This window comes from Massilia violaceinigra (assembly GCF_002752675.1).
Lineage (GTDB): Bacteria > Pseudomonadota > Gammaproteobacteria > Burkholderiales > Burkholderiaceae_D > Telluria_A > Telluria_A violaceinigra.
Map to the genome: position 1 here is coordinate 2898409 of NZ_CP024608.1, position 18041 is coordinate 2916449.

At 66.9% G+C, this 18041-nt stretch carries 14 protein-coding genes; 12 read left to right on the forward strand and 2 right to left on the reverse strand.

Annotated features, from left to right (window positions below; genetic code table 11):
• Positions 1–92 precede the first annotated feature (92 nt).
• Both CR152_RS33650 and CR152_RS13200 read left to right on the forward strand, forming a co-directional pair.
• On the forward strand, positions 93–266 hold the full coding sequence (locus CR152_RS33650; protein ID WP_167399896.1) for a DUF6726 family protein: 174 nt from the start codon (positions 93–95) through the stop codon (positions 264–266).
• A 51-nt stretch (positions 267–317) separates the two neighbouring features.
• A complete protein-coding gene (locus tag CR152_RS13200; protein ID WP_099875314.1) occupies positions 318–758 on the forward strand; it encodes a hypothetical protein in 441 nt (146 codons plus the stop codon).
• Here the strand turns inward: CR152_RS13200 and CR152_RS13205 are convergent.
• Positions 752–2467, reverse strand: a complete 1716-nt coding sequence (locus CR152_RS13205) for a hypothetical protein (RefSeq protein WP_099875315.1) — start codon at positions 2465–2467, stop codon at positions 752–754. The genes CR152_RS13200 and CR152_RS13205 overlap by 7 nt on opposite strands.
• A gap of 191 nt (positions 2468–2658) precedes the next feature.
• Here CR152_RS13205 and CR152_RS13210 point away from each other — a divergent pair, with 191 nt between their 5' ends.
• Positions 2659–3276, forward strand: a complete 618-nt coding sequence (locus CR152_RS13210; RefSeq protein WP_099875316.1) for an LON peptidase substrate-binding domain-containing protein — start codon at positions 2659–2661, stop codon at positions 3274–3276.
• Between the two features lie 123 nt (positions 3277–3399).
• Positions 3400–4164 carry an anti-sigma factor gene (locus tag CR152_RS13215; protein WP_099875317.1) on the forward strand — a complete coding sequence of 255 codons (765 nt, stop codon included), beginning with the start codon at positions 3400–3402 and terminating at the stop codon, positions 4162–4164.
• Positions 4165–4262: 98 nt separating this feature from the next.
• On the opposite strand, the gene CR152_RS13220 is transcribed toward CR152_RS13215, so the two are convergent.
• Complete coding sequence (locus CR152_RS13220; RefSeq protein WP_099875318.1) at positions 4263–7379, reverse strand: ligand-binding sensor domain-containing diguanylate cyclase; 3117 nt, start codon at positions 7377–7379, stop codon at positions 4263–4265.
• A 312-nt stretch (positions 7380–7691) separates the two neighbouring features.
• Here CR152_RS13220 and CR152_RS13225 point away from each other — a divergent pair, with 312 nt between their 5' ends.
• The 8 genes from CR152_RS13225 (at position 7692) to CR152_RS13260 (ending at position 18036) form a co-directional block, all read left to right on the forward strand.
• Complete coding sequence (locus CR152_RS13225) at positions 7692–9224, forward strand: DEAD/DEAH box helicase (RefSeq protein WP_099875319.1); 1533 nt, start codon at positions 7692–7694, stop codon at positions 9222–9224.
• 168 nt (positions 9225–9392) lie between these two features.
• On the forward strand, positions 9393–10337 hold the full coding sequence (locus tag CR152_RS13230) for a glycosyltransferase family 2 protein (RefSeq protein WP_099875320.1): 945 nt from the start codon (positions 9393–9395) through the stop codon (positions 10335–10337).
• A gap of 15 nt (positions 10338–10352) precedes the next feature.
• Entirely contained in the window at positions 10353–10739 is a 387-nt protein-coding gene (locus tag CR152_RS13235) for a GtrA family protein (protein ID WP_099875321.1), read from the forward strand.
• 39 nt (positions 10740–10778) lie between these two features.
• Positions 10779–12527, forward strand: a complete 1749-nt coding sequence (locus CR152_RS13240; RefSeq protein ID WP_157778467.1) for a hypothetical protein — start codon at positions 10779–10781, stop codon at positions 12525–12527.
• 142 nt (positions 12528–12669) lie between these two features.
• Positions 12670–14094 carry an MBOAT family O-acyltransferase gene (locus CR152_RS13245; protein ID WP_099875323.1) on the forward strand — a complete coding sequence of 475 codons (1425 nt, stop codon included), beginning with the start codon at positions 12670–12672 and terminating at the stop codon, positions 14092–14094.
• A 1-nt stretch (position 14095) separates the two neighbouring features.
• Positions 14096–15298 carry a hypothetical protein gene (locus CR152_RS13250; protein WP_099875324.1) on the forward strand — a complete coding sequence of 401 codons (1203 nt, stop codon included), beginning with the start codon at positions 14096–14098 and terminating at the stop codon, positions 15296–15298.
• Between the two features lie 109 nt (positions 15299–15407).
• Positions 15408–16805 (forward strand): MBOAT family O-acyltransferase, encoded by a 1398-nt coding sequence (locus CR152_RS13255; protein WP_099875325.1) that lies wholly within the window; start codon positions 15408–15410, stop codon positions 16803–16805.
• A 1-nt stretch (position 16806) separates the two neighbouring features.
• Positions 16807–18036, forward strand: a complete 1230-nt coding sequence (locus CR152_RS13260; RefSeq protein WP_099875326.1) for an alginate O-acetyltransferase AlgX-related protein — start codon at positions 16807–16809, stop codon at positions 18034–18036.
• Positions 18037–18041 lie beyond the last annotated feature (5 nt).

The window sequence follows — 18041 nt, forward strand, 5'->3', positions numbered from 1 at the left end:
CACGTAAACGTTTTGTTACCTCGAATTTCTTGTCGGCGATGTCGCGCGCCACTTACAATTCTTCCTCACACAGACTTTTGCCCGGATTTACCATGAATGCCCGCCTTTGCCGCATCGCCCTCGTTCTCCTGCTGCCAGCCGTGCTCGGCGGTTGCGGCGTGATGGCCGCACCCTGCCGCGTCGGTTCGGCCGTGATCAAGATGGTTCCCGTGGTCGGGAAAGTGGCGGCCCTGCCGACCGATGCCTGCGCCGCGATCATCGATTGACGCCCCGCTTGCCGGCCTTGACAGCGATGCCCGCGGCGGGCGGCTAGGCGCATGGAACAGCACCTGCGCCGCCACTGGCTCGCCTCGATTGTGCTCGGCGCCTGCCTGCTGCTGCTGGTCTGGGCCGCGATGGCGCCGATCCCGCCGGGCAGCCGCGACTTCCTGCTCGACATTCCCGCGCGCGCCGCTGAACGCCGCCTGGCCGGCGACCGGGCCGAGGTGCTGCCGCCGGTGGTGCGCCTGACCGTGGGCTTGCGCGACGTGCTGCTGCTGAGGAACAGCGACAGCGTGCCGCACCAGTTCGGCGGCCTGCGCCTGCTGCCGGGGCAGCAATTCCGCCTGCCCTTCGAGCGCGCCACCGAACTGCAGCTGCCGTGCAGCGCGCGCGTGAGCGGCGAGCTGACGGTGCTGGTCGGCCTGCACCCGAATCCCGGACCGGACCGGCTGCGCTGGCGCCTGCACGCACTCGAACAGGCGCTGCGCGCCTACTGAGCGCTGGCCGGTGCCAGGTCGATGCGCCGCACTTCCCGCAGGCGCCCGTTCTTGAGTTTTCCTTCCACCAGCTCGTCCCCCATCAGCGCGAATACCCGGCCCTGCACGAACAGGGGCAGGGCATCGCCGCGTTCGCCGCCCTGGGCCTTGAGCGTGCCCAGTTCGCGCAGCTTGAGCGCGGTATTGCGCAGGTACAGCACCGACACCACGTTGTCCGGCTCTCCGGCCGCTTGCGGCTGGCGCGTCTGCACCAGCGGCAAGCCGACCATGCCCTGGCCCGGCCGCTGCGAGGTGTAATGGAAGCCATGGCGCACCGCGGTGCTGTCCTCGGCCAGGGCGTGCACGTGGGTGTTGGCCAGGGCGGCCTGCTGGCGCAGCCGCACGCTGCTCAGGGAGAGCTCGCCCTGCGCCTGACCGGTCACCACGGCATCGTCGCCCATCGGCGCGATGTGCTCGGCCGGATGCGCCAGCGCCAGGCGCTGCGGCGCGCCGGTGCCATCCCAGCGCAGCGCGTACAGCGGCGCGCCGCCGTCGCCGGCGCTGCCGTACAGCAGCCACGGGCCGACATAGCGGCTGCGCAGCTGCTGCGAGGCGAATGCGGGCAATTGCTTGTAGCTGGACGGCGCGGCGCTTTCGCTGCCGTCGGACAAGGCCGTCAGCGGCAGCCGCAGCAGGGCCAGGTCGTCGGCGCCGGCCTGCCCGCGCCAGGAGGGCTGGCCCGCGCCGGCCGGCCCGACCAGCACGTTCACGTGCCCATCGGCGCTTTCGTGGAAGGCGGACGGATCGTGCGGCGCGCCGCTCACGCGAATGGCGCCGGGGGCGCCGCCGTTGAGGGGCATGCGGTACAGGCTGGCGCCGGCGTCATCCTTGTGCGGCGCGCTCCAGACGTACACCGCCTCGGGCGCCATGTGGAATGCCCGCGCGGGCGGTCCCAGCACGGCGCTGGCGTCGCAGCGCAGCGCGCGCATGGCCAGGTCGCACACGGTGACGCTGTGCAGCACCAGGCCCAGGTCCGGATCGATGGGCGCTTCGCTGACGTGGATCCGGTTGGCCGGGGCGATGCGGGTGAAGGGCGCCGCTGCCGGGTCGGCGCCGGCCAGCGCGCCGCGCAGCGCCGGCAGGGCCGCGAGCTGGTCGGCCGCGAGCGGATCGAGCGCGAGCGCGCTGTAGAGCACCAGCTTGCTGCCGATCTGGCGCACGCTCTCTTGCATGGCCGCGCCGTGCAGGCCGGCGCGCAGCTGGTAGCTGGCGCGGTAGCGCAGGCGCCCGGCCGCGTCGATGTCGAACAGCGCGATGCCGGTGCCGCCCGGGCGGCGCCCGATCAGCGCCACCGTGCCGTCGGCCACCGCCATCTCTTCCTGCACCTCGTCGCCTTGGGCGCGCGCATCGAGCGCCGCCACCAGCTTGAGCTGGTCCTTGCCGATATCGACCGTCAGCAGGCGGCCGCGCCGCAGCAGCACCAGATGGCGGCCGTGTTCGCGCACGATGGCGCTGGCCCCGGCGTCGGCCGGCGCGCCCGCCGGCGGCACGGCCGCCTCCGCCGTGCGCTCGCCGGCCTGCTCGGCAGCATCCTTGAGAAACGCGTCCAGCTGCGCCTCGTCCTGGAACGCATGCATGGTTTTCTGCGGCGCCGGCCCGCTGGCACGCGGCTGGCAGCCCGCAAGCGCGGCCAGCAACAGCGCCAGGCCGGCGGCGAGATAATGCGACATGAATGGCTCTCCTGTTTTTATGTCTGTCCGCTGCGACTGTTGCGCATTGGCGGGACATGGAATGTAACGGAAGCGGCCCCAAAAAGGGGTTGCTTGGTGCAAAAAAAGTAAAATCGCGACACATAACCCGCTACGCATGCGCGCCGACAATCGTGCTTCGCTGCCGGCCCGGATTCTGGCATCATGGGGTGATGGCGACCCTCTTCTTCCCCCTCTTTCCTCTCGGTACGGTCCTGTTTCCGGATGGCGTGCTGCCCCTGCAGATTTTCGAGGTGCGCTATCTCGATATGGTGGGCAAATGCATCGCCAACGGCACCCCGTTCGGCGTGGTCCTGCTGACCGAGGGCCACGAAGTGCGCACGCCCGAGGGCCAGGAGCGCTTCCACCCGGCCGGCACCCTCGCTTCGGTGCAGGACAGCGGCATGACAGCACCGGGACTGATGCAGGTCACCTGCCGCGGCGCGGCGCGCTTTCGCATCCTCTCCAGCGAGCGCCGCGCCAACGGCCTGTGGATGGCCGAGACCGAACTGCTCGAAGACGACCACGCGGTGCCGGTGCCGTCCGAACTGCAGGGCGCGGCCGACGCCCTCGACCGCGTGCTGGCCTCGCTCGACGAAGTGCCCGAGCAGCGCTGGCCGGTGCTGCCGCCGTTCCGCCTCGACGATTGCGGCTGGGTCGCGAACCGCTGGTGCGACCTGCTGCCCTTGCCGAACGACCAGAAATACCGCCTGTTGATGCTCGACAATCCGGTCATCCGGCTCGAATTGCTGCACGATATGCTCGACGAACATGGCCTGATTACATCCTGAGGAGCGGGTGCCGCACCATGCCGCCATGCCTGAATGATAATATAGCGATCACCGCAACAGAGATACACCAGCAAGCGGCGCCGCCCGGGCACTGCGGGCATCCCGACAAACAAGGACGGCAGCATGAGCTTTTCCGATGACATCCTGAGGGCCTACGCCGACGGCGCGCTCGACGCCGCCACCCGCGAGGTGGTGGCCCAGGCGCTGCGCCAGGACCCGGCGCTGGAAGCCCGTTTTCGCCAGTTGCAGGCCCAGCGCAGCAATGCCTTCGCCGGCTTCGCGCCGGGCGAGGGCGGCTCCCAGCGCCAGCCGGCGGCGGCGCGCTCGGCCAAGGTGGTGCAGCTGCATGCGGCGCGCGCGGTCCGCGCCGCGCCGCCGCCGGCCGCGCCGCAGTTGACGGGGCAGCCGGCCGGCGCGGGGCCGCGCGACTGGTCCTGGAGCGCCTGGAGCGGCCTGGCGGCCACGCTGGTGCTCGGCCTGCTGGCCGGCGCCGGCATCAGCTCCGCGCTGCAGCGCGAGGGCCTGGCGCTGATCGATGGCGAGGGCTCCATCATGACGGCGCGCGGCGCGCTGGCGCACGCGCTCACGCAGCAGTTGTCCGGCACGCCGGAAGCGGACGCGCCGGTGCGCATCGGCACCAGTTTCCTGTCGAAAGAAGGGGCGTACTGCCGCAGCTTCCGGCTGGCCAACGGCGGCGGGCTGGCCTGCCGCGGCGGCACCGGCTGGAACATCACCCTGTACGCGCGCATGGACAGCACCGGCAACGAATACCTTACCCCCGGCAACGGCATGCCGCGCGCGGTGCAGGACGCCGTCACGCTGCGCAGCGCCGACACGCTCGATCCGATCGCGGAACGGGCCGCGCGCGACCGCGGCTGGAAGCGCTGAGAGGCGCTGCCGGCGGCGCCGCCTCAGGCGTCGTATCGGCGCTGTAGCGGGCGCCGCATCAGGCACACAGCATCCGCTTCAGGCGCGCGCCGTAGCGCTCACGCGCACAGCGCGCGGTTGCGGCCCTCGGTCTTCGCGCGGTACATGGCGCGGTCGGCATGCTCGACCAGCTGCTCCGGGCTGCCCGTTTCGTCGGCCATCAGCGACACCACCCCGATACTGATCGTCACCACTCCGTACGGCGACTTGGCGTGCGGCAGCGCCAGTTTTTCCAGCGCCTGGCACAGCGCGTTGGCCAGTTCCAGCGCTTCGGCGGCGCTGGTGGCGGGCGCCAGCAGCGCGAATTCCTCGCCGCCGTAGCGCGCCACCAGGTCGGTGGTGCGGCGCGCGTGCGCGGCGATCACCCCGGCCACCGCGCGCAGGCACTGGTCGCCGGCCTGGTGCCCGTAATGGTCGTTGTAGCTCTTGAAGTGGTCGACGTCGAGCATGGCCAGCGCCACCGGATAGCCGTTGCGCGCGGCGCGCCGCCATTCGGACTCGAGCGCGGTGTCGAAGCCGCGCCGGTTGTTGATGCCGGTCAGCCCGTCGGTGCTCGACAGCGCCGCCAGCTTGGCGTTGCTCGCTTCCAGCTCGGCGGTGCGCTCGGCCACCATGTGCTGCAACTGCTTCTGGCGCCGGGTCAGGTCGCGCACGCGCGCCCGGTAGGCGCTGCTGACCAGACCCAGCGCCAGCAAGGCCAGGATCAGGCGGAACCACCAGGTTTTCCACCACGGCGGCAGGATCGTCACCGTCATGCTGGCCGCGTTCTCGCTCCACATGCCCTGGTGATTGGCGGCGCGCACCGAAAACACATAGGTGCCCGGATCGAGGTTGGTGTAGGTGGCGCTGCGGTGGGCGGAGTCGGTCACGACCCATTCGCGGTCGAAGCCGGCCAGGCGGTATTTGTAGGTGTTGCGTACCGGATCGGTGAAGTGCAGGGCCGCGAATTCGATCGAAAACACCGAGCCGTCGCCGGCCAGGGTCAGGTTGACCGGGGCCGTCACCGCGCCATCCAGGCGCAGGCCCGGCACCGCGCGCCCGTCGCGCAGCGAGCGGTTGAACACGCTGATATCGGTGATCGCCACCTGGGGCGGGGCCGAGACGCTGCGCACCGCCGCCGGGGTCACCCCGGTGATGCCTTTGACACCGCCGAAGTACAGGCGCCCGTTGGACGCGGCGTGCGCGGCGCCCGAGGAAAATCCTTCCGACATGCCGTCGGCGGCGGAAAAGCGCGCCACCTTGCCGCTGTCCGGATCGAGCCGCAGCAAGCCATTGGCGGTGCTCAGCCACAGTTGGCCGGCCTGGTCGCTGCGCATGGCCAGGATCTTGACCTGGCCGACGCTGCCGGGCCCGTCGTAGCGCTGGAAGCGGATCGCGCCCTTGGCATCGGTGAGGATCTGGTTCACGCCGCGCGCGGTGCCGGCCCACAGGCGCCCGCGCGGATCCTGGTACAGCGACACCACGTTGTTGTCGGACAGCGAAGCGGGGTCGCTGGCGCGGTAGCGCAGATGGCGGAACTTGCCGCTGGCCTGGTCCAGCACATCGAGCCCGCCGCCGCCCCATTCCGAGCCCATCCAGACGCGCCCGAGCCGGTCTTCGACGATGGTGGTGGTGCTGTTCACGCTGCGGCTGCCGGGCTGGGCCGGGTCGGACGGGAACTGGGTGCTCTCGCCCGTGGCCGGATCGTAGCGCACCACGTGCTGGCCGGTGCCGAGCCACAGGGCGCCGCCGGCGGCCGGGGCGATGGTGTTGATGAAGTCGCTGCCGACCGAGCCGAAGCTGACCACCCGCACCGGTGCCTCGACCCCGTCGAGCCGGTTCAGGCCGGCCGCGGTGCCGATCCACAAGGGCCCGTCCGGCTGCTGGTACAGGCTGTACACGATGTTGCTGCTGAGCGCGCCCGGCTTGCCGTCGGCGCGGTAGCTGCGCAGCACCGCGCCGCTGGCGCTGTCGAACAGCGACAGGCCGGCATTGTTGGCCAGCCACAGGCGCCCGCCCGGCGCGCCTTCCATGGCGCGCATGGCATTGTTGGGGCGCAGGTTGTTGGCCTCGACATCGAACGGAATGTAGCGCTGGAAGCCTTCGCTGTTGAGGTTGACGAGGCTGATGCCGTCGGTGATCGAGCCGATCCACAGCATGCCGCTGCGGTCGTGCATGACGGCGCGGATATCGTCCGACGGCAAGCTGTAGGAATCGTTGGCGCGGTGCACGTAATGCACGGGGGTGCTGCCTGCCTGGTCCTTGGTTTTATCCCAGCGCAGCAGGCCCGCCGCCAGCGTGCCGGCCCAGATCGTGTCGTTGCGGTCGCCGTACAGGTAGTTGATGCGGGTGGCGGGCGAGGGCACGTGCTTGCGCGCGCTCCAGGGCTGGCCGGCGCGCCAAGTCACCACCCCGGTTTCGGTGCCGATCCAGAGCGTGCGGTCGGGCGCGAAATGCAGGGCGCGCACGATGTTGAGCTTGGGGTCGGGCGACTCGGGGCGGTCGATCCGGTAATGCGCGAACTGCTCGGCGCCCGGCGCCAGGTAATCGAGTCCGCCCGGCCAGGTGGCGGCCCACAGGCCGCCGCGCTCGTCCATGGCGATGGCGTTCAGGTCGTTGCTGGCCAGGCTGCCCGGGCGCGCCGCGTCGTGCAGGTACAGGGTAAATTTGCCGCTGGCGGGGTCGAAGTGCTGCAGGCCGCCCCAGGTGGCCAGCCACATGCCGCCCTTGCCGTCGCCGATGATCTCCTTGATGATGCGCTGCGCGCCCGGTCCCGGCGGCGGCACGAAGCGGGTGAAGTTGTTGGTCTGCGGATTGAAGCGCGCCAGCCCGTTCTGGGTCGCCACCCAGATGGTGCCGGCCGCGTCTTCGTACAGGTCGGAGACGCGGTCGTGCGGCAGGTTGCCGCCGCTGTTGGCGTTGCTGACGTACTTGACCGCGTGGTAGCCGTTGTAGCGGTACAGCCCGCCGCTGTGGGTGCCGATCCACACGAAGCCCTGGCGGTCCTGCAGCAGCGCCAGGATGGACAGTTCGTCCGAGTCGAAGGAGGCGAGGCGCTTGAAGCGCAGCGGCGAGGTCGGCGTGGCGCTGGCATGGGCCGCGGCCTGCAGGCACAGACAGGCGCATACGCAGGCGAACAGCAGCGGACGCAACAGGGCGGACAGGCAGTGCGCGGGGGCGGTAAATACGGTTGGCATGTCAAATAGGTGTCTACAGTACCGGTCACCCCAGGAATGCCGGGGAACCCGGGCAGTGTAAACCAAGTTGACTCTGCGGCAATACCTCTTTCTTAATCTTATATCGATGTACAGTTGCCGGGATTTAGGGTATCGTTTACGGCACTATTATTGCATCTACGTCCGTACGTCCGGTTCTGCCGACGCTGTCGTGGCACACTTCGAGCTGGCCGCCGGTCTTGCCACTGCCCGGCTCGTTCCCGTCCATCCTGGAAGTTCCCCGCGTCGGCCTGTCCGGGCGTAGAGCATATCGAACCAACGCCCGGAAAACTTATGTCTGAAACACCGATTACCATCGAAGCCGACAGTGAACCCACCGTCAAGTTTGCCGATTTCGGCCTTGCGCCTGAGATCCTGCGCGCACTGACGGACCAGGGCTACATCCACCCGACGCCGATCCAGGCCAAGGCCATTCCGATCGTCCTGCAGGGGCGCGACGTCATGGGCGCGGCCCAGACCGGCACCGGCAAGACCGCCAGTTTTTCGCTGCCCATCATCCAGCTGCTGCTGGCCCACGCCAGCCCGAGCATGTCGCCGGCGCGCCATCCGGTGCGCGCCCTGGTCCTGACCCCCACGCGCGAGCTGGCGGTGCAGGTGGCCGAGAACGTCAAGGCTTACGCCCAGCACACCCCGCTGCGCTCGACCGTGGTGTTCGGCGGCATGGACATGAAGGGCCAGACCATCATCCTCAAGGGTGGGGTCGAAATCGTCATCGCCACCCCGGGCCGCCTGCTCGACCATATCGAACAGAAAAACGTCAGCCTGGGCCAGGTGCAGATGCTGGTCATGGATGAAGCCGACCGCATGCTCGACATGGGCTTCCTGCCGGACTTGCAGCGCATCATCAACCTGCTGCCGAAAAAGCGCCAGAACCTGATGTTCTCGGCCACCTTCTCGCCGGAAATCAAGAAGCTGGCCAACAGCTTCCTGACCGATCCAGTGACCATCGAAGTGGCGCGCAGCAACGCCACCGCCGACAAGGTGACCCAGATCGTCTACAAGGTCGCCGACGAAGCCAAGCGCGACGTGGTCGAATTCCTCATCCGCGGACGCGACCTCAAGCAGGTGCTGGTGTTCTCGAACACCAAGATCGGCGCTTCGCGCCTGTCGCGCCACCTGGAGCAGGGCGGCATCAAGGCCACCGCGATTCACGGCGACAAGACCCAGCAGGAACGCATGGGCGCGCTCGACGCCTTCAAGAAGGGCGAGATCGACGTGCTGGTCGCCACCGACGTGGCCGCGCGCGGGCTCGACATTTCCGACCTGCCGTGCGTGATCAACTTCGACCTGCCGTACAACGCCGAAGATTATGTGCACCGGATCGGCCGCACCGGCCGCGCCGGCGCCTCGGGCGATGCGCTGTCGGTGTTTTCGGACAAGGACGAGCGCTTGCTGGTCGATATCGAAAAACTGATCAAGCAAACGATCACGCGCGGCGAACTGGCCGGCTTCGTGGCCAGCGCCAGCGCCAGCGCAGGGCGCTTCGATGCCTCGGGCGAGCGCCGTCCGCGCCGCGACGACAGCAGCGCCGGCAGCAGCGCCGGCCGTCCGTCCGGGCGCCCGCCGGAGCGCGAACGCAGTGGCGAGCGCAGCAGCAGTAGCGAGCGCAGTTCCGAACGCACTTCCACCAGCAGTTCCTCGAGCCGCCCGGGCCCGTATCCGCGCCGCGAGAAGGTCGATCCCTGGTTCCTGACTCCGTACGAGCCGGCCAAGAAGAACACGCCGGTCGTCGCCGACCAGGTTGCCACCAGCACCAAGCCCAAGCAGAAGATTGCCGTGCTGCTCGGCGGTTCGCCCAAGCAGTAAGCGCGTGGCGGGTCCGGTTTCGGATACGGTCCCGGCCCTGGTGCCGGGGCGGCCGCATTGCCGTCTGGTTGTTGCCAAGATGTATAATTTGCTTGAATGTAATGCCGCCACCCGCTTGGCTTTCCGGCCAGGCGCCGCGGCGTTTCTCTTTTTACTCAATGTATAACCATGAACAAACTAATTAATCAAAGCATCGCCATCCTCGTGCCTTGTTATAACGAGGAACTGACGGTTGCCGCGATTGTTCGCGACTTCAACGCCTGCCTGCCGCAAGCCGTGGTGTATGTATTCGACAACAATTCCAAGGATGCCACCGTGCGCCTGGCGCGCGAAGCGGGCGCCGTGGTGCGCAATGTGCCGCTGCAGGGCAAGGGCAATGTCATCCGGCGCATGTTCGCCGACGTCGACGCCGACATCTACATCATGGTCGACGGCGACAATACCTACGACGCCAGCGTGGCGCCGCAGCTGGCCGAAAAACTGATCGATGAAGGCCTCGACATGGTGGTCGGCACGCGCGTGTCGACCGAGCAGGAAGCCTACCGCTTCGGGCACCGCTTCGGCAACCGCCTGCTGACCGGCTCGGTCGCTGCGGTGTTCGGCAACACCTTCACCGACATGCTGTCCGGCTACCGCGTGTTTTCGCGCCGTTACGCCAAGTCGTTCGCGGCCCACTCGGCCGGCTTCGAAACCGAAACCGAACTGACCGTGCACGCGCTCGAACTGCGCATGCCGGTCGCCGAGGTCGAAACCATCTACCGCTCGCGTCCGGAAGGCTCGGTCAGCAAGCTCAATACCTACCGCGACGGCGTGCGCATCCTCTGGACCATCATCAAGCTGTTCAAGACCGAAAAGCCGCTGGCCTTCTTCTCGCTGGCGTTTTTCGCCTTCATGCTGGCCGCCGTCGGCTTTGCCTTCCCGCTGCTGCAGACTTACCTGGAAACCGGCCTGGTGCCGCGCCTGCCGACCGCGATCCTGTCCGTGGCGCTGAGCCTGTTCGGCGTGATTTCGCTCAACTGCGGCCTGATCCTCGATACCGTCACCAAGGGCCGCATCGAACAGAAGCGTTTCGCCTACCTGGCGATTTCGGGACCGCGCGTCAAGCATGCCTGAGCCGGGTAGTCTGCGATGAAGCTCGGTATCCAGGTCCTGCGTTTCGGCGTGGCCGGCGTGGCCGGCCTGCTGGTCGACCTGGCCGTGCTCGAGCTGGCGCTGCGCGCCGGCATGAATCCGTATGCCGGGCGCGCCGTCTCCTTCCTGTGCGCGGTATTCGCCACCTGGCAGATCAACCGCCGCTACACCTTCCATCCGGCCGGCATCTCGCTGTGGACCGAATGGTGGCGCTACCTGCTGGCCATGAGCGGCGGCGGGGCGGTCAACTTCGCCACCTACAGCGCCATCGTCTGGACCTTCCCGAACGTGCCCCACATCGCCTCGTGGGGCGTGTGCGCCGGTTCGCTGGCCGGCATGGCGGTCAATTTCGTCGGCGCGCGCTGGTTCGTCTTTCAACGTTAATCCCTCTTTGTTAATCCCCCTTTCTATCGCAGGTACGGCATGAACGCACTGACTCGAGCAATTTCCCGCCTGGATGGCGGCGTGCTGCGCCTGTGGGATGGGCTCGATCGCGCCCTTGTGCTGCGCCTGTCGATGTGGCTGGGGCCGGTGATGGCCGGCCTGGTATCGATGTGGCTGGGGCAGGATTCCAACTGGGATTTGCGCAACTATCACTGGTATAACCCGTACGCCTTCCTGAACGGCAAGATCGGCTTCGACCTCAATCCCGGCCAGTTCCAGAGCTATTTCAATCCCACCATCGACCTGCTGTATTACGGCCTGGCCACGTATTTCCCGAGCCGCGTCACCGGTTTCGTGATGGGCTATCTGCACGGCCTCAATTACGTGCTGCTGCTGATGATCACGCGCCAGGTGCTGCGCGCCGGCGAACCGGCCGCGGCCGGGGCGGCGCCGTACCGCCTGCCGCTGATGCTGGCGCTGGCCGGCTGCGCCGGGTTTTCCTTCCTCAGCCAGCTCGGCAACACCATGGGCGACAACCTGACCTCGCTCACCGTGCTGGGCGCCATCGCGCTGCTGCTGCGCCAGTGGCCGCAACTGCTGGCGGGCGGTGCGCGCGGCGCCATCGTCGCCGCGCTGGCCGGCCTGGTCATCGGCGCCGGCACCGGCCTGAAACTGACCAATGCCAACTACGCGCTGGCCCTGTGCCTGGCGCTGCTGACCCTGCGCGCCAGCCTGTGGCTGCGTTTCAGCACCGCCTTCGTGTTCGGCCTCGGTACCCTGGCCGGCATTGCCGTCACCGCCGGCCACTGGTACTGGCTGATGTGGAAAACGTTCGGCAATCCCCTGTTCCCCCAATTTAACAATATCTTCAAGGGCCCGCTGGCCGCGCAGATCAGCGTGGCCGACATGGGCTGGGTGCCCAAGGACTGGACCGAATTCCTGCTGTGGCCCTTCATCTTCACCTTCAATCCGCGCCGCGTGATCGAACTGCCGATGACCCAGATCCTGTGGCCGATCGTGTACATCGCCTTCATCGCCTTCATCGCCCAGCGCTTGCGCCGCCTGTGGCTGGCCGCGCCGGCGCCATCCGCCAGCGCGGCGCCCGCCGCCGACGCTCCCGGCGCGCGCATGCTGCTGGTGTTTTTCGCGCTCTCGTATGTGATCTGGATCAAGCTGTTCGGCATCTACCGCTACCTGGTGCCGCTCGAACTGCTGGCGCCGCTGGTACTGTGGCTGCTGCTGCACCGCCTGTGCGCGCTGCCCACCGCGCGCGTGATCGGCGCCACCTGCGTGCTGCTGGCCGTCATCGCCGGCCTGCCGCGCGTGAACTGGGGCCACCATTTCCATGGCGAGAAGAGTGTCACGGCCCAGGTGCCGGTGTTCGCCGATCCTGAACAGAGCATGGTGTTTACCGTGCATGGCGACCCGCCGATGTCGTGGCTGATACCGAATTTCCCGGCGCGCCTGGCGTTTGCCGCGCTCGGTTCGGGCTTTCCCGAGTCGCCTGAATTTTCCGCCCGCGTGGCGCAGATGGTCGCCGCGCGCAAGGGACCGCTGTACGTCATGCTCACCGCCAACGGCCTGGCACCCGGTCCGCGCCAGGGCGGCGCCGTGCCCGACCCCGACACCATCGCGCGCCAGCTGCGCGTGCATGAAGCCGGCCAGGAAATCCTCAAGCGCTACGGCCTGACCTTCAACGACGCCAGCTGCGTGGTCTACCAGGCTGGCTTCGGCGGCAGTAAAGACAGCGATCCCTACCAGCTGTGCGAGGTCGGCAAGCTGCCCTGAAAGCGCGCGCCCGGCATGTCCGCGCGCGTCAATCGCAATGATTGATTTATGGCAATTTTCGATTTTTCGCAACAAGGCGATGCTATAATCGCGCGCTATCCGGCGCCGCCATCGCTGCCGTTTTCATCTGACGAGACATTCTATGGTTTTCAGTTCGGCAATTTTCCTGTTCTATTTCTTCCCGATTTTCTTGCTGCTGTATTACTCCCTCCCATGGAAAAATGCCATCCTGCTGATCGGTAGCCTGATCTTCTATGCCTGGGGCGAACCGCGTTTCGTGCCGCTGCTGATGCTCTCGGCCTTCCTCAATTACGGTTTCGGCTACCTGATCGCGCGCGCCGGCGGCCAGCGCAAGGTGCTGCTGGCGACCGGCATCACGCTCAACCTGGCGATGCTCGGCTACTACAAATACCTGGGCTTTTTCGCCGGCATCCTCAATGGCCTGGGCTTGCGCGAAGGCGCGCTCCCCGCCATCGCGCTGCCGCTGGGCATTTCGTTTTTTGTCTTCCAGGGCATTTCCTACCTGGTCGATGTGTACCGCCGCGATATCACGGCGCAAAGCAGTTTCCTGCGCTTTGCCATGTACAAGGCCATGTTCCCGCAGCTGATCGCCGGCCCGATCGTGCGCTACCGCCAGATTGCCGGCGAAGTCGATCAGCGCTCGCTGACCAACGAGCGCATCTGGATGGGGTTCCGCCTGTTCGTGCTGGGCCTGGCGCAAAAGGTCTTGATCGCCAACTACGTGGCCCAGACCGCCGACTTCATCTTCGCCGTCGATCCGTCCAAGCTCGACGCGCCGGGCGCCTGGCTCGGCATCGCCTGCTATACGATCCAGATCCTGTTCGACTTTGCCGGCTATTCGAACATGGCGATCGGGATCGGCCACATGCTCGGCTTTTCCTATCCGCCCAACTTCAACCGCCCGTATTCGGCCACCTCGATCACCGACTTCTGGCGCCGCTGGCACATCAGCCTGTCGACCTGGTTCCGCGACTACCTGTACATTCCGCTGGGCGGCAACCGCGCTTCGCCGGTGCGCACTTACTTCAACCTGGCGCTGGTATTTTTCCTGTGCGGCCTGTGGCATGGCGCGGCCTGGACCTTCGTGATCTGGGGCTTGTGGCATGGCGCCCTGCTGGTGCTCGAACGCCTGGGCGGCGCCAGGCTGCTGGCGCGCCTGCCGGCGTCCCTGGCCCAGGCCTGGACCCTGCTGTGCGTGATGATCGGCTGGGTGTTCTTCCGCGCCGATAATGTGCCGTACGCGCTCAAGTACCTGGGCAGCATGTTCGGCGCCTACGATGGCCAGGCCGAGCTGCACTCGTGGCGCCATGACATCGGCCATACCGCCACGCTGGCGCTGGTGGTCGGCATCGTGCTGGCCTGCTGGCGCTTGCGCCCCGCAGCGGGCGTCAAGGATGAAGCGAAGGCAGTGCCGACTATCGTGGCCACGCGCCACGGCACGCTCGCCAGCGGCACCAGCGCGATGGTGACGGCCTTGCTGGCGCTGCTGTGCATCACCAGCCTGGCGGCCGGCACCTACAATCCCTTCATCTATTTCAGGTTCTGACATGGCTTCGACAGTTTTTGCGCGCATCGGCCGGCACTCGGCCAAGATCTGCATCGTCTTCATGCTGGTGGTGCCGGCGCTGATGTCCATCAAGGCGACCCGCAGGCCGAACGATCCCAACCTCACGCCGCTGCCGGCGCGTCCGCATACGCTCCAGCAGTGGCTGGAGATGCCGCCCAAGGTCACGGCCTGGGTGAGCGACCATTTCGGTTTCCGTACCCACTTCATCGTGGCCGACAATGTGCTGCGTTTCAACCTGTTCCATGAGTTTCCCTCGATTCAGGTGGCCTACGGCCAGAACGGGCGCTATTTCATGGCGGCGCACGCCAAGACCGTCGGGCCTTACCAGGCCATGACGACCGTGTGCGGCAAGGGCAAGGCCAACGCCACCACCATTCCCTACCTGAACAAGCTGTTTACCACCTTCCACGCGGCGGGCATGGATCCGAAACTGCTGGTGGTGGCGTCGGCCCCGGCGGTGTATCCGGAAGACGTGCCGTCCGACCTGGTGGAAGAGTGCACCAGCACCAACACGGCCGCGGCGCGCGTGCTGGCCTCGCCCGAGCTGCTGCCGCAAGCGCGCGCATCGATTCTTTATCCGCTCAAGGAAATGCGCGAGATCAAGAAGCACGCGTCCCTGTTCCCCAAATCCTGGTTCCACTGGGCCGGCGATGGCCTCGACGAGGTCGCGCGCATCACCCTGACCCAATTCTGGAAAACCCCACTCGACCAGCCGCCCATGCAGCTGCGCCGCTATAAGGGCGGCTCGGACATGTCGCATATGTTCATCGGCATCAAGCTTGAAAGCGATGTGGTCGAGCCCGACCTGGGCGCTTCCGGCATCAAGGGCTGCTTCGGCGGCGATTGCTTCCCCGAGATCCCGGCCATTGCGCGGATTTTGGGCGACGTCAGCCGCTTCGACAATCCGAAGGCGCCCAAGCGCCGCCTGCTGATCATCTCGGATTCCTTCGGCGAAAAGATGTCGCCGTGGTTTGCGCGCTACTACGGCGAGGTGGAACATTTCTGTACCAACCACACCCACGAGCTGACGCCGGAACAGGCGGAAGAAATGAAGAAATATCTGTATCGCAACCCGGCCGATACCGATATCCTGTTCCTGTATCACGATGGCGGCGCCATGTATGACGTGCTGCGCAATGGTACCCAGATGATCTTGCCGCCGCCGCTGGCGGCCAGGCAATAAGACTGCGGGCCCGGCCGGGCCCGTTGTCGGTGATTAGCAACAATGTACTGCCAAATCGGCGGCGCCCCCTTCCGGGGCGCCGCCGCTGTTTTCTTCTGACGAGACACCCATGGTATTCAGTTCAGCGGTCTTCCTCTTTTATTTCTTGCCCGGCTTTCTGCTGCTGTATTACCTCCTCCCCTGGAAAAACACGGTCCTGCTGGCCGGCAGCCTGCTGTTCTATGCCTGGGGCGAACCGCGCTTCGTGCCGCTGCTGCTGTTGTCGGCCTTCCTCAATTACAGCGTCGGCTACCTGATCGCGCGCGCCGGCCCGCGCCGCAAGGCGCTGCTGGTGACGGGGGTGGTGCTCAACCTGGCGATGCTGGGGTATTACAAATACCTGGGCTTTTTCGCCGGCATCCTCAATGGCCTGGGCTTGCGCGAAGGGGCGCTGCCGGCCATCGTGCTGCCGCTGGGCATTTCGTTTTTCGTCTTCCAGGGCATTTCCTACCTGGTCGATGTGTACCGCCGCGATATCACGGCGCAAAGCAGTTTCCTGCGCTTTGCCATGTACAAGGCCATGTTCCCGCAACTGATCGCCGGCCCGATCGTGCGCTACAGCCAGATCGCCGCCGAAGTCGATCACCGCTCGCTGACCAACGCGCGCATCTGGATGGGGTTCCGCCTGTTCGTGCTGGGCCTGGCCCAGAAAGTCCTGATCGCCAATAACGTGGCGCTGGCGGCCGACCGCATTTTCGCGGTCGACCCGTCGCAGCTCGACGCCGCCAGCGCCTGGATGGGCGTGGCCTGCTATTCGATCCAGATCCTGTTCGATTTCGCCGGCTATTCGACCATGGCGATCGGGATCGGCCACATGCTCGGCTTTACCTACCCGCCCAACTTCAACCGCCCGTATTCGGCCACCTCGATCACCGACTTCTGGCGCCGCTGGCACATCAGCCTGTCGAGCTGGTTCCGCGACTACCTGTACATTCCGCTGGGCGGCAACCGCGCTTCGCCGGTGCGCACTTACTTCAACCTGGCGCTGGTATTTTTCCTGTGCGGCCTGTGGCATGGCGCGGCCTCGACCTTCGTGATCTGGGGCTTGTGGCACGGCGCCCTGCTGGTGCTCGAACGCCTTGGCGGCGCCAGGCTGCTGGCGCGCCTGCCGGCGTCCCTGGCCCAGGCCTGGACCCTGCTATGCGTGATGATCGGCTGGGTATTTTTCCGCGCCGAAAACGTGCCGTACGCGCTCAAGTACCTGGGCAGCATGGCGGGCATCCACGGTGAATCCGCGCTGCTGCATACCTGGCGCCTGGACATGCAAGGCACCTCGCTGACGGCGCTGGTGGTGGGCATCGTGCTGGCCTGCTGGCGCCTGCGCGCGCCAGCGCAGCCGGCGGCCACGCGCATGCCGGCCGTGCTGGTGCACGGCGGCCACCTGGTCTGGACCGCGGCGCTGTCGCTGCTGTGCATCGCCAGCCTCGCGGCCGGCACCTACAACCCCTTTATCTATTTCCGCTTCTGACATGAGCAAGACTATTTTCGCGGCGCTGGGCCGGCGCGCCATGCAGCTGGCCGTGGTGGCCGTGCTGGCGGTGCCCGGCGTGGTCTCGGTGATCGACGCCCGCACCAAGCCGAACGACCCCAACCTGGCGCAGCTGCCGCCGCGCCCGGCGTCGTGGCGCGAGCTGGGCGAAGCGCCAGCCAAGATCACGGCCTGGATCAACGACCATTTCGGCTACCGCAACGGCTTGGTCAAGATGAACAACCGCTTGCGCTTCAAGGTATTTCGCGAATTCCCGTCGGTGCAGATGACGAGCGGGCGCCACGGGCGCTACTTCCTCACCGCCCACGGCACCACCGACCGGCCGTTCCAGGCGGTGCTCGGCACCTGCAGCGGCGTGGTGCCCGACCCCGCCATCGTGCCCTACATCAACCGCATGTTCGATACCTACCGCGCGGCCGGGCTGGCGCCCAGGCTGCTGATCGTGCCGTCGGCACCGGTGGTCCATCCGGAAGACTTGCCGCGCTGGCTGGCGCCGCGCTGCATGGGCACCGATACCGGTGTCGCCACCATCCTCGCCTCGCGCACGCTGGCGCCGGCCTCCAGCGCGGCGATGCTGTATCCGCTGGCGCAGATGCGCGAAATCAAACACGGCGCGACCCTGTTCCCCAAGACCTGGTTCCACTGGACCGGGGACGGGCTCGACCAGGTGGTGCGCCTGAGCCTGGCCACGTTCTGGGGCCGTCCGCTCGACCAGGCGCCCCCGCTGCAGACCAAGAAATACATGCACCATTCGGACGTGTCGCACCTGTTCGATGGGGTCAGCCTGGAGAGCGAGATCGTCGAGCCGGACCTGGCGGCGTCGCAGGTGACGGGCTGCTTCGGCGAGACCTGTTTTCCGGAGGTGGAGGCGGGCAAGGTGCTGCGCGACGTCAGCCGCTTCGGCAATCCGAAGGCGCAGGCGCGCCGCCTGCTGATCATTTCCGATTCCTTCGGCTCGAAGGTCTCGCCATGGTATGCGCGCTACTACCGCGAGGTGGAGCACTTCGCGACCAATAATATCGACCTGCTCACGCCGGCGCAGCTGGCCGCGCTGCGCACGTATATGTACCGCGATCCGGGCCAGACCGACATTTTGCTGCTGTACCACGACGGCAACGCCGTGTACACCGACATGCTGCGCTACGTTACCGAACGCATGCTGCCGGTGGCGCCGGCCGCACCGGCGCCGGCGGTCAAAGCGCTGCCTTAACCCGG

Bases quoted from the DNA above. Each gene is read 5' to 3' on its own strand.
- CR152_RS33650 (WP_167399896.1), top strand. From the start codon at position 93: ATGAATGCCCGCCTTTGCCGCATCGCCCTCGTTCTCCTGCTGCCAGCC.
- CR152_RS13200 (WP_099875314.1), top strand. From the start codon at position 318: ATGGAACAGCACCTGCGCCGCCACTGGCTCGCCTCGATTGTGCTCGGC.
- CR152_RS13205 (WP_099875315.1), bottom strand. From the start codon at position 2,467: ATGTCGCATTATCTCGCCGCCGGCCTGGCGCTGTTGCTGGCCGCGCTT.
- CR152_RS13210 (WP_099875316.1), top strand. From the start codon at position 2,659: ATGGCGACCCTCTTCTTCCCCCTCTTTCCTCTCGGTACGGTCCTGTTT.
- CR152_RS13215 (WP_099875317.1), top strand. From the start codon at position 3,400: ATGAGCTTTTCCGATGACATCCTGAGGGCCTACGCCGACGGCGCGCTC.
- CR152_RS13220 (WP_099875318.1), bottom strand. From the start codon at position 7,379: ATGCCAACCGTATTTACCGCCCCCGCGCACTGCCTGTCCGCCCTGTTG.
- CR152_RS13225 (WP_099875319.1), top strand. From the start codon at position 7,692: ATGTCTGAAACACCGATTACCATCGAAGCCGACAGTGAACCCACCGTC.
- CR152_RS13230 (WP_099875320.1), top strand. From the start codon at position 9,393: ATGAACAAACTAATTAATCAAAGCATCGCCATCCTCGTGCCTTGTTAT.
- CR152_RS13235 (WP_099875321.1), top strand. From the start codon at position 10,353: ATGAAGCTCGGTATCCAGGTCCTGCGTTTCGGCGTGGCCGGCGTGGCC.
- CR152_RS13240 (WP_157778467.1), top strand. From the start codon at position 10,779: ATGAACGCACTGACTCGAGCAATTTCCCGCCTGGATGGCGGCGTGCTG.
- CR152_RS13245 (WP_099875323.1), top strand. From the start codon at position 12,670: ATGGTTTTCAGTTCGGCAATTTTCCTGTTCTATTTCTTCCCGATTTTC.
- CR152_RS13250 (WP_099875324.1), top strand. From the start codon at position 14,096: ATGGCTTCGACAGTTTTTGCGCGCATCGGCCGGCACTCGGCCAAGATC.
- CR152_RS13255 (WP_099875325.1), top strand. From the start codon at position 15,408: ATGGTATTCAGTTCAGCGGTCTTCCTCTTTTATTTCTTGCCCGGCTTT.
- CR152_RS13260 (WP_099875326.1), top strand. From the start codon at position 16,807: ATGAGCAAGACTATTTTCGCGGCGCTGGGCCGGCGCGCCATGCAGCTG.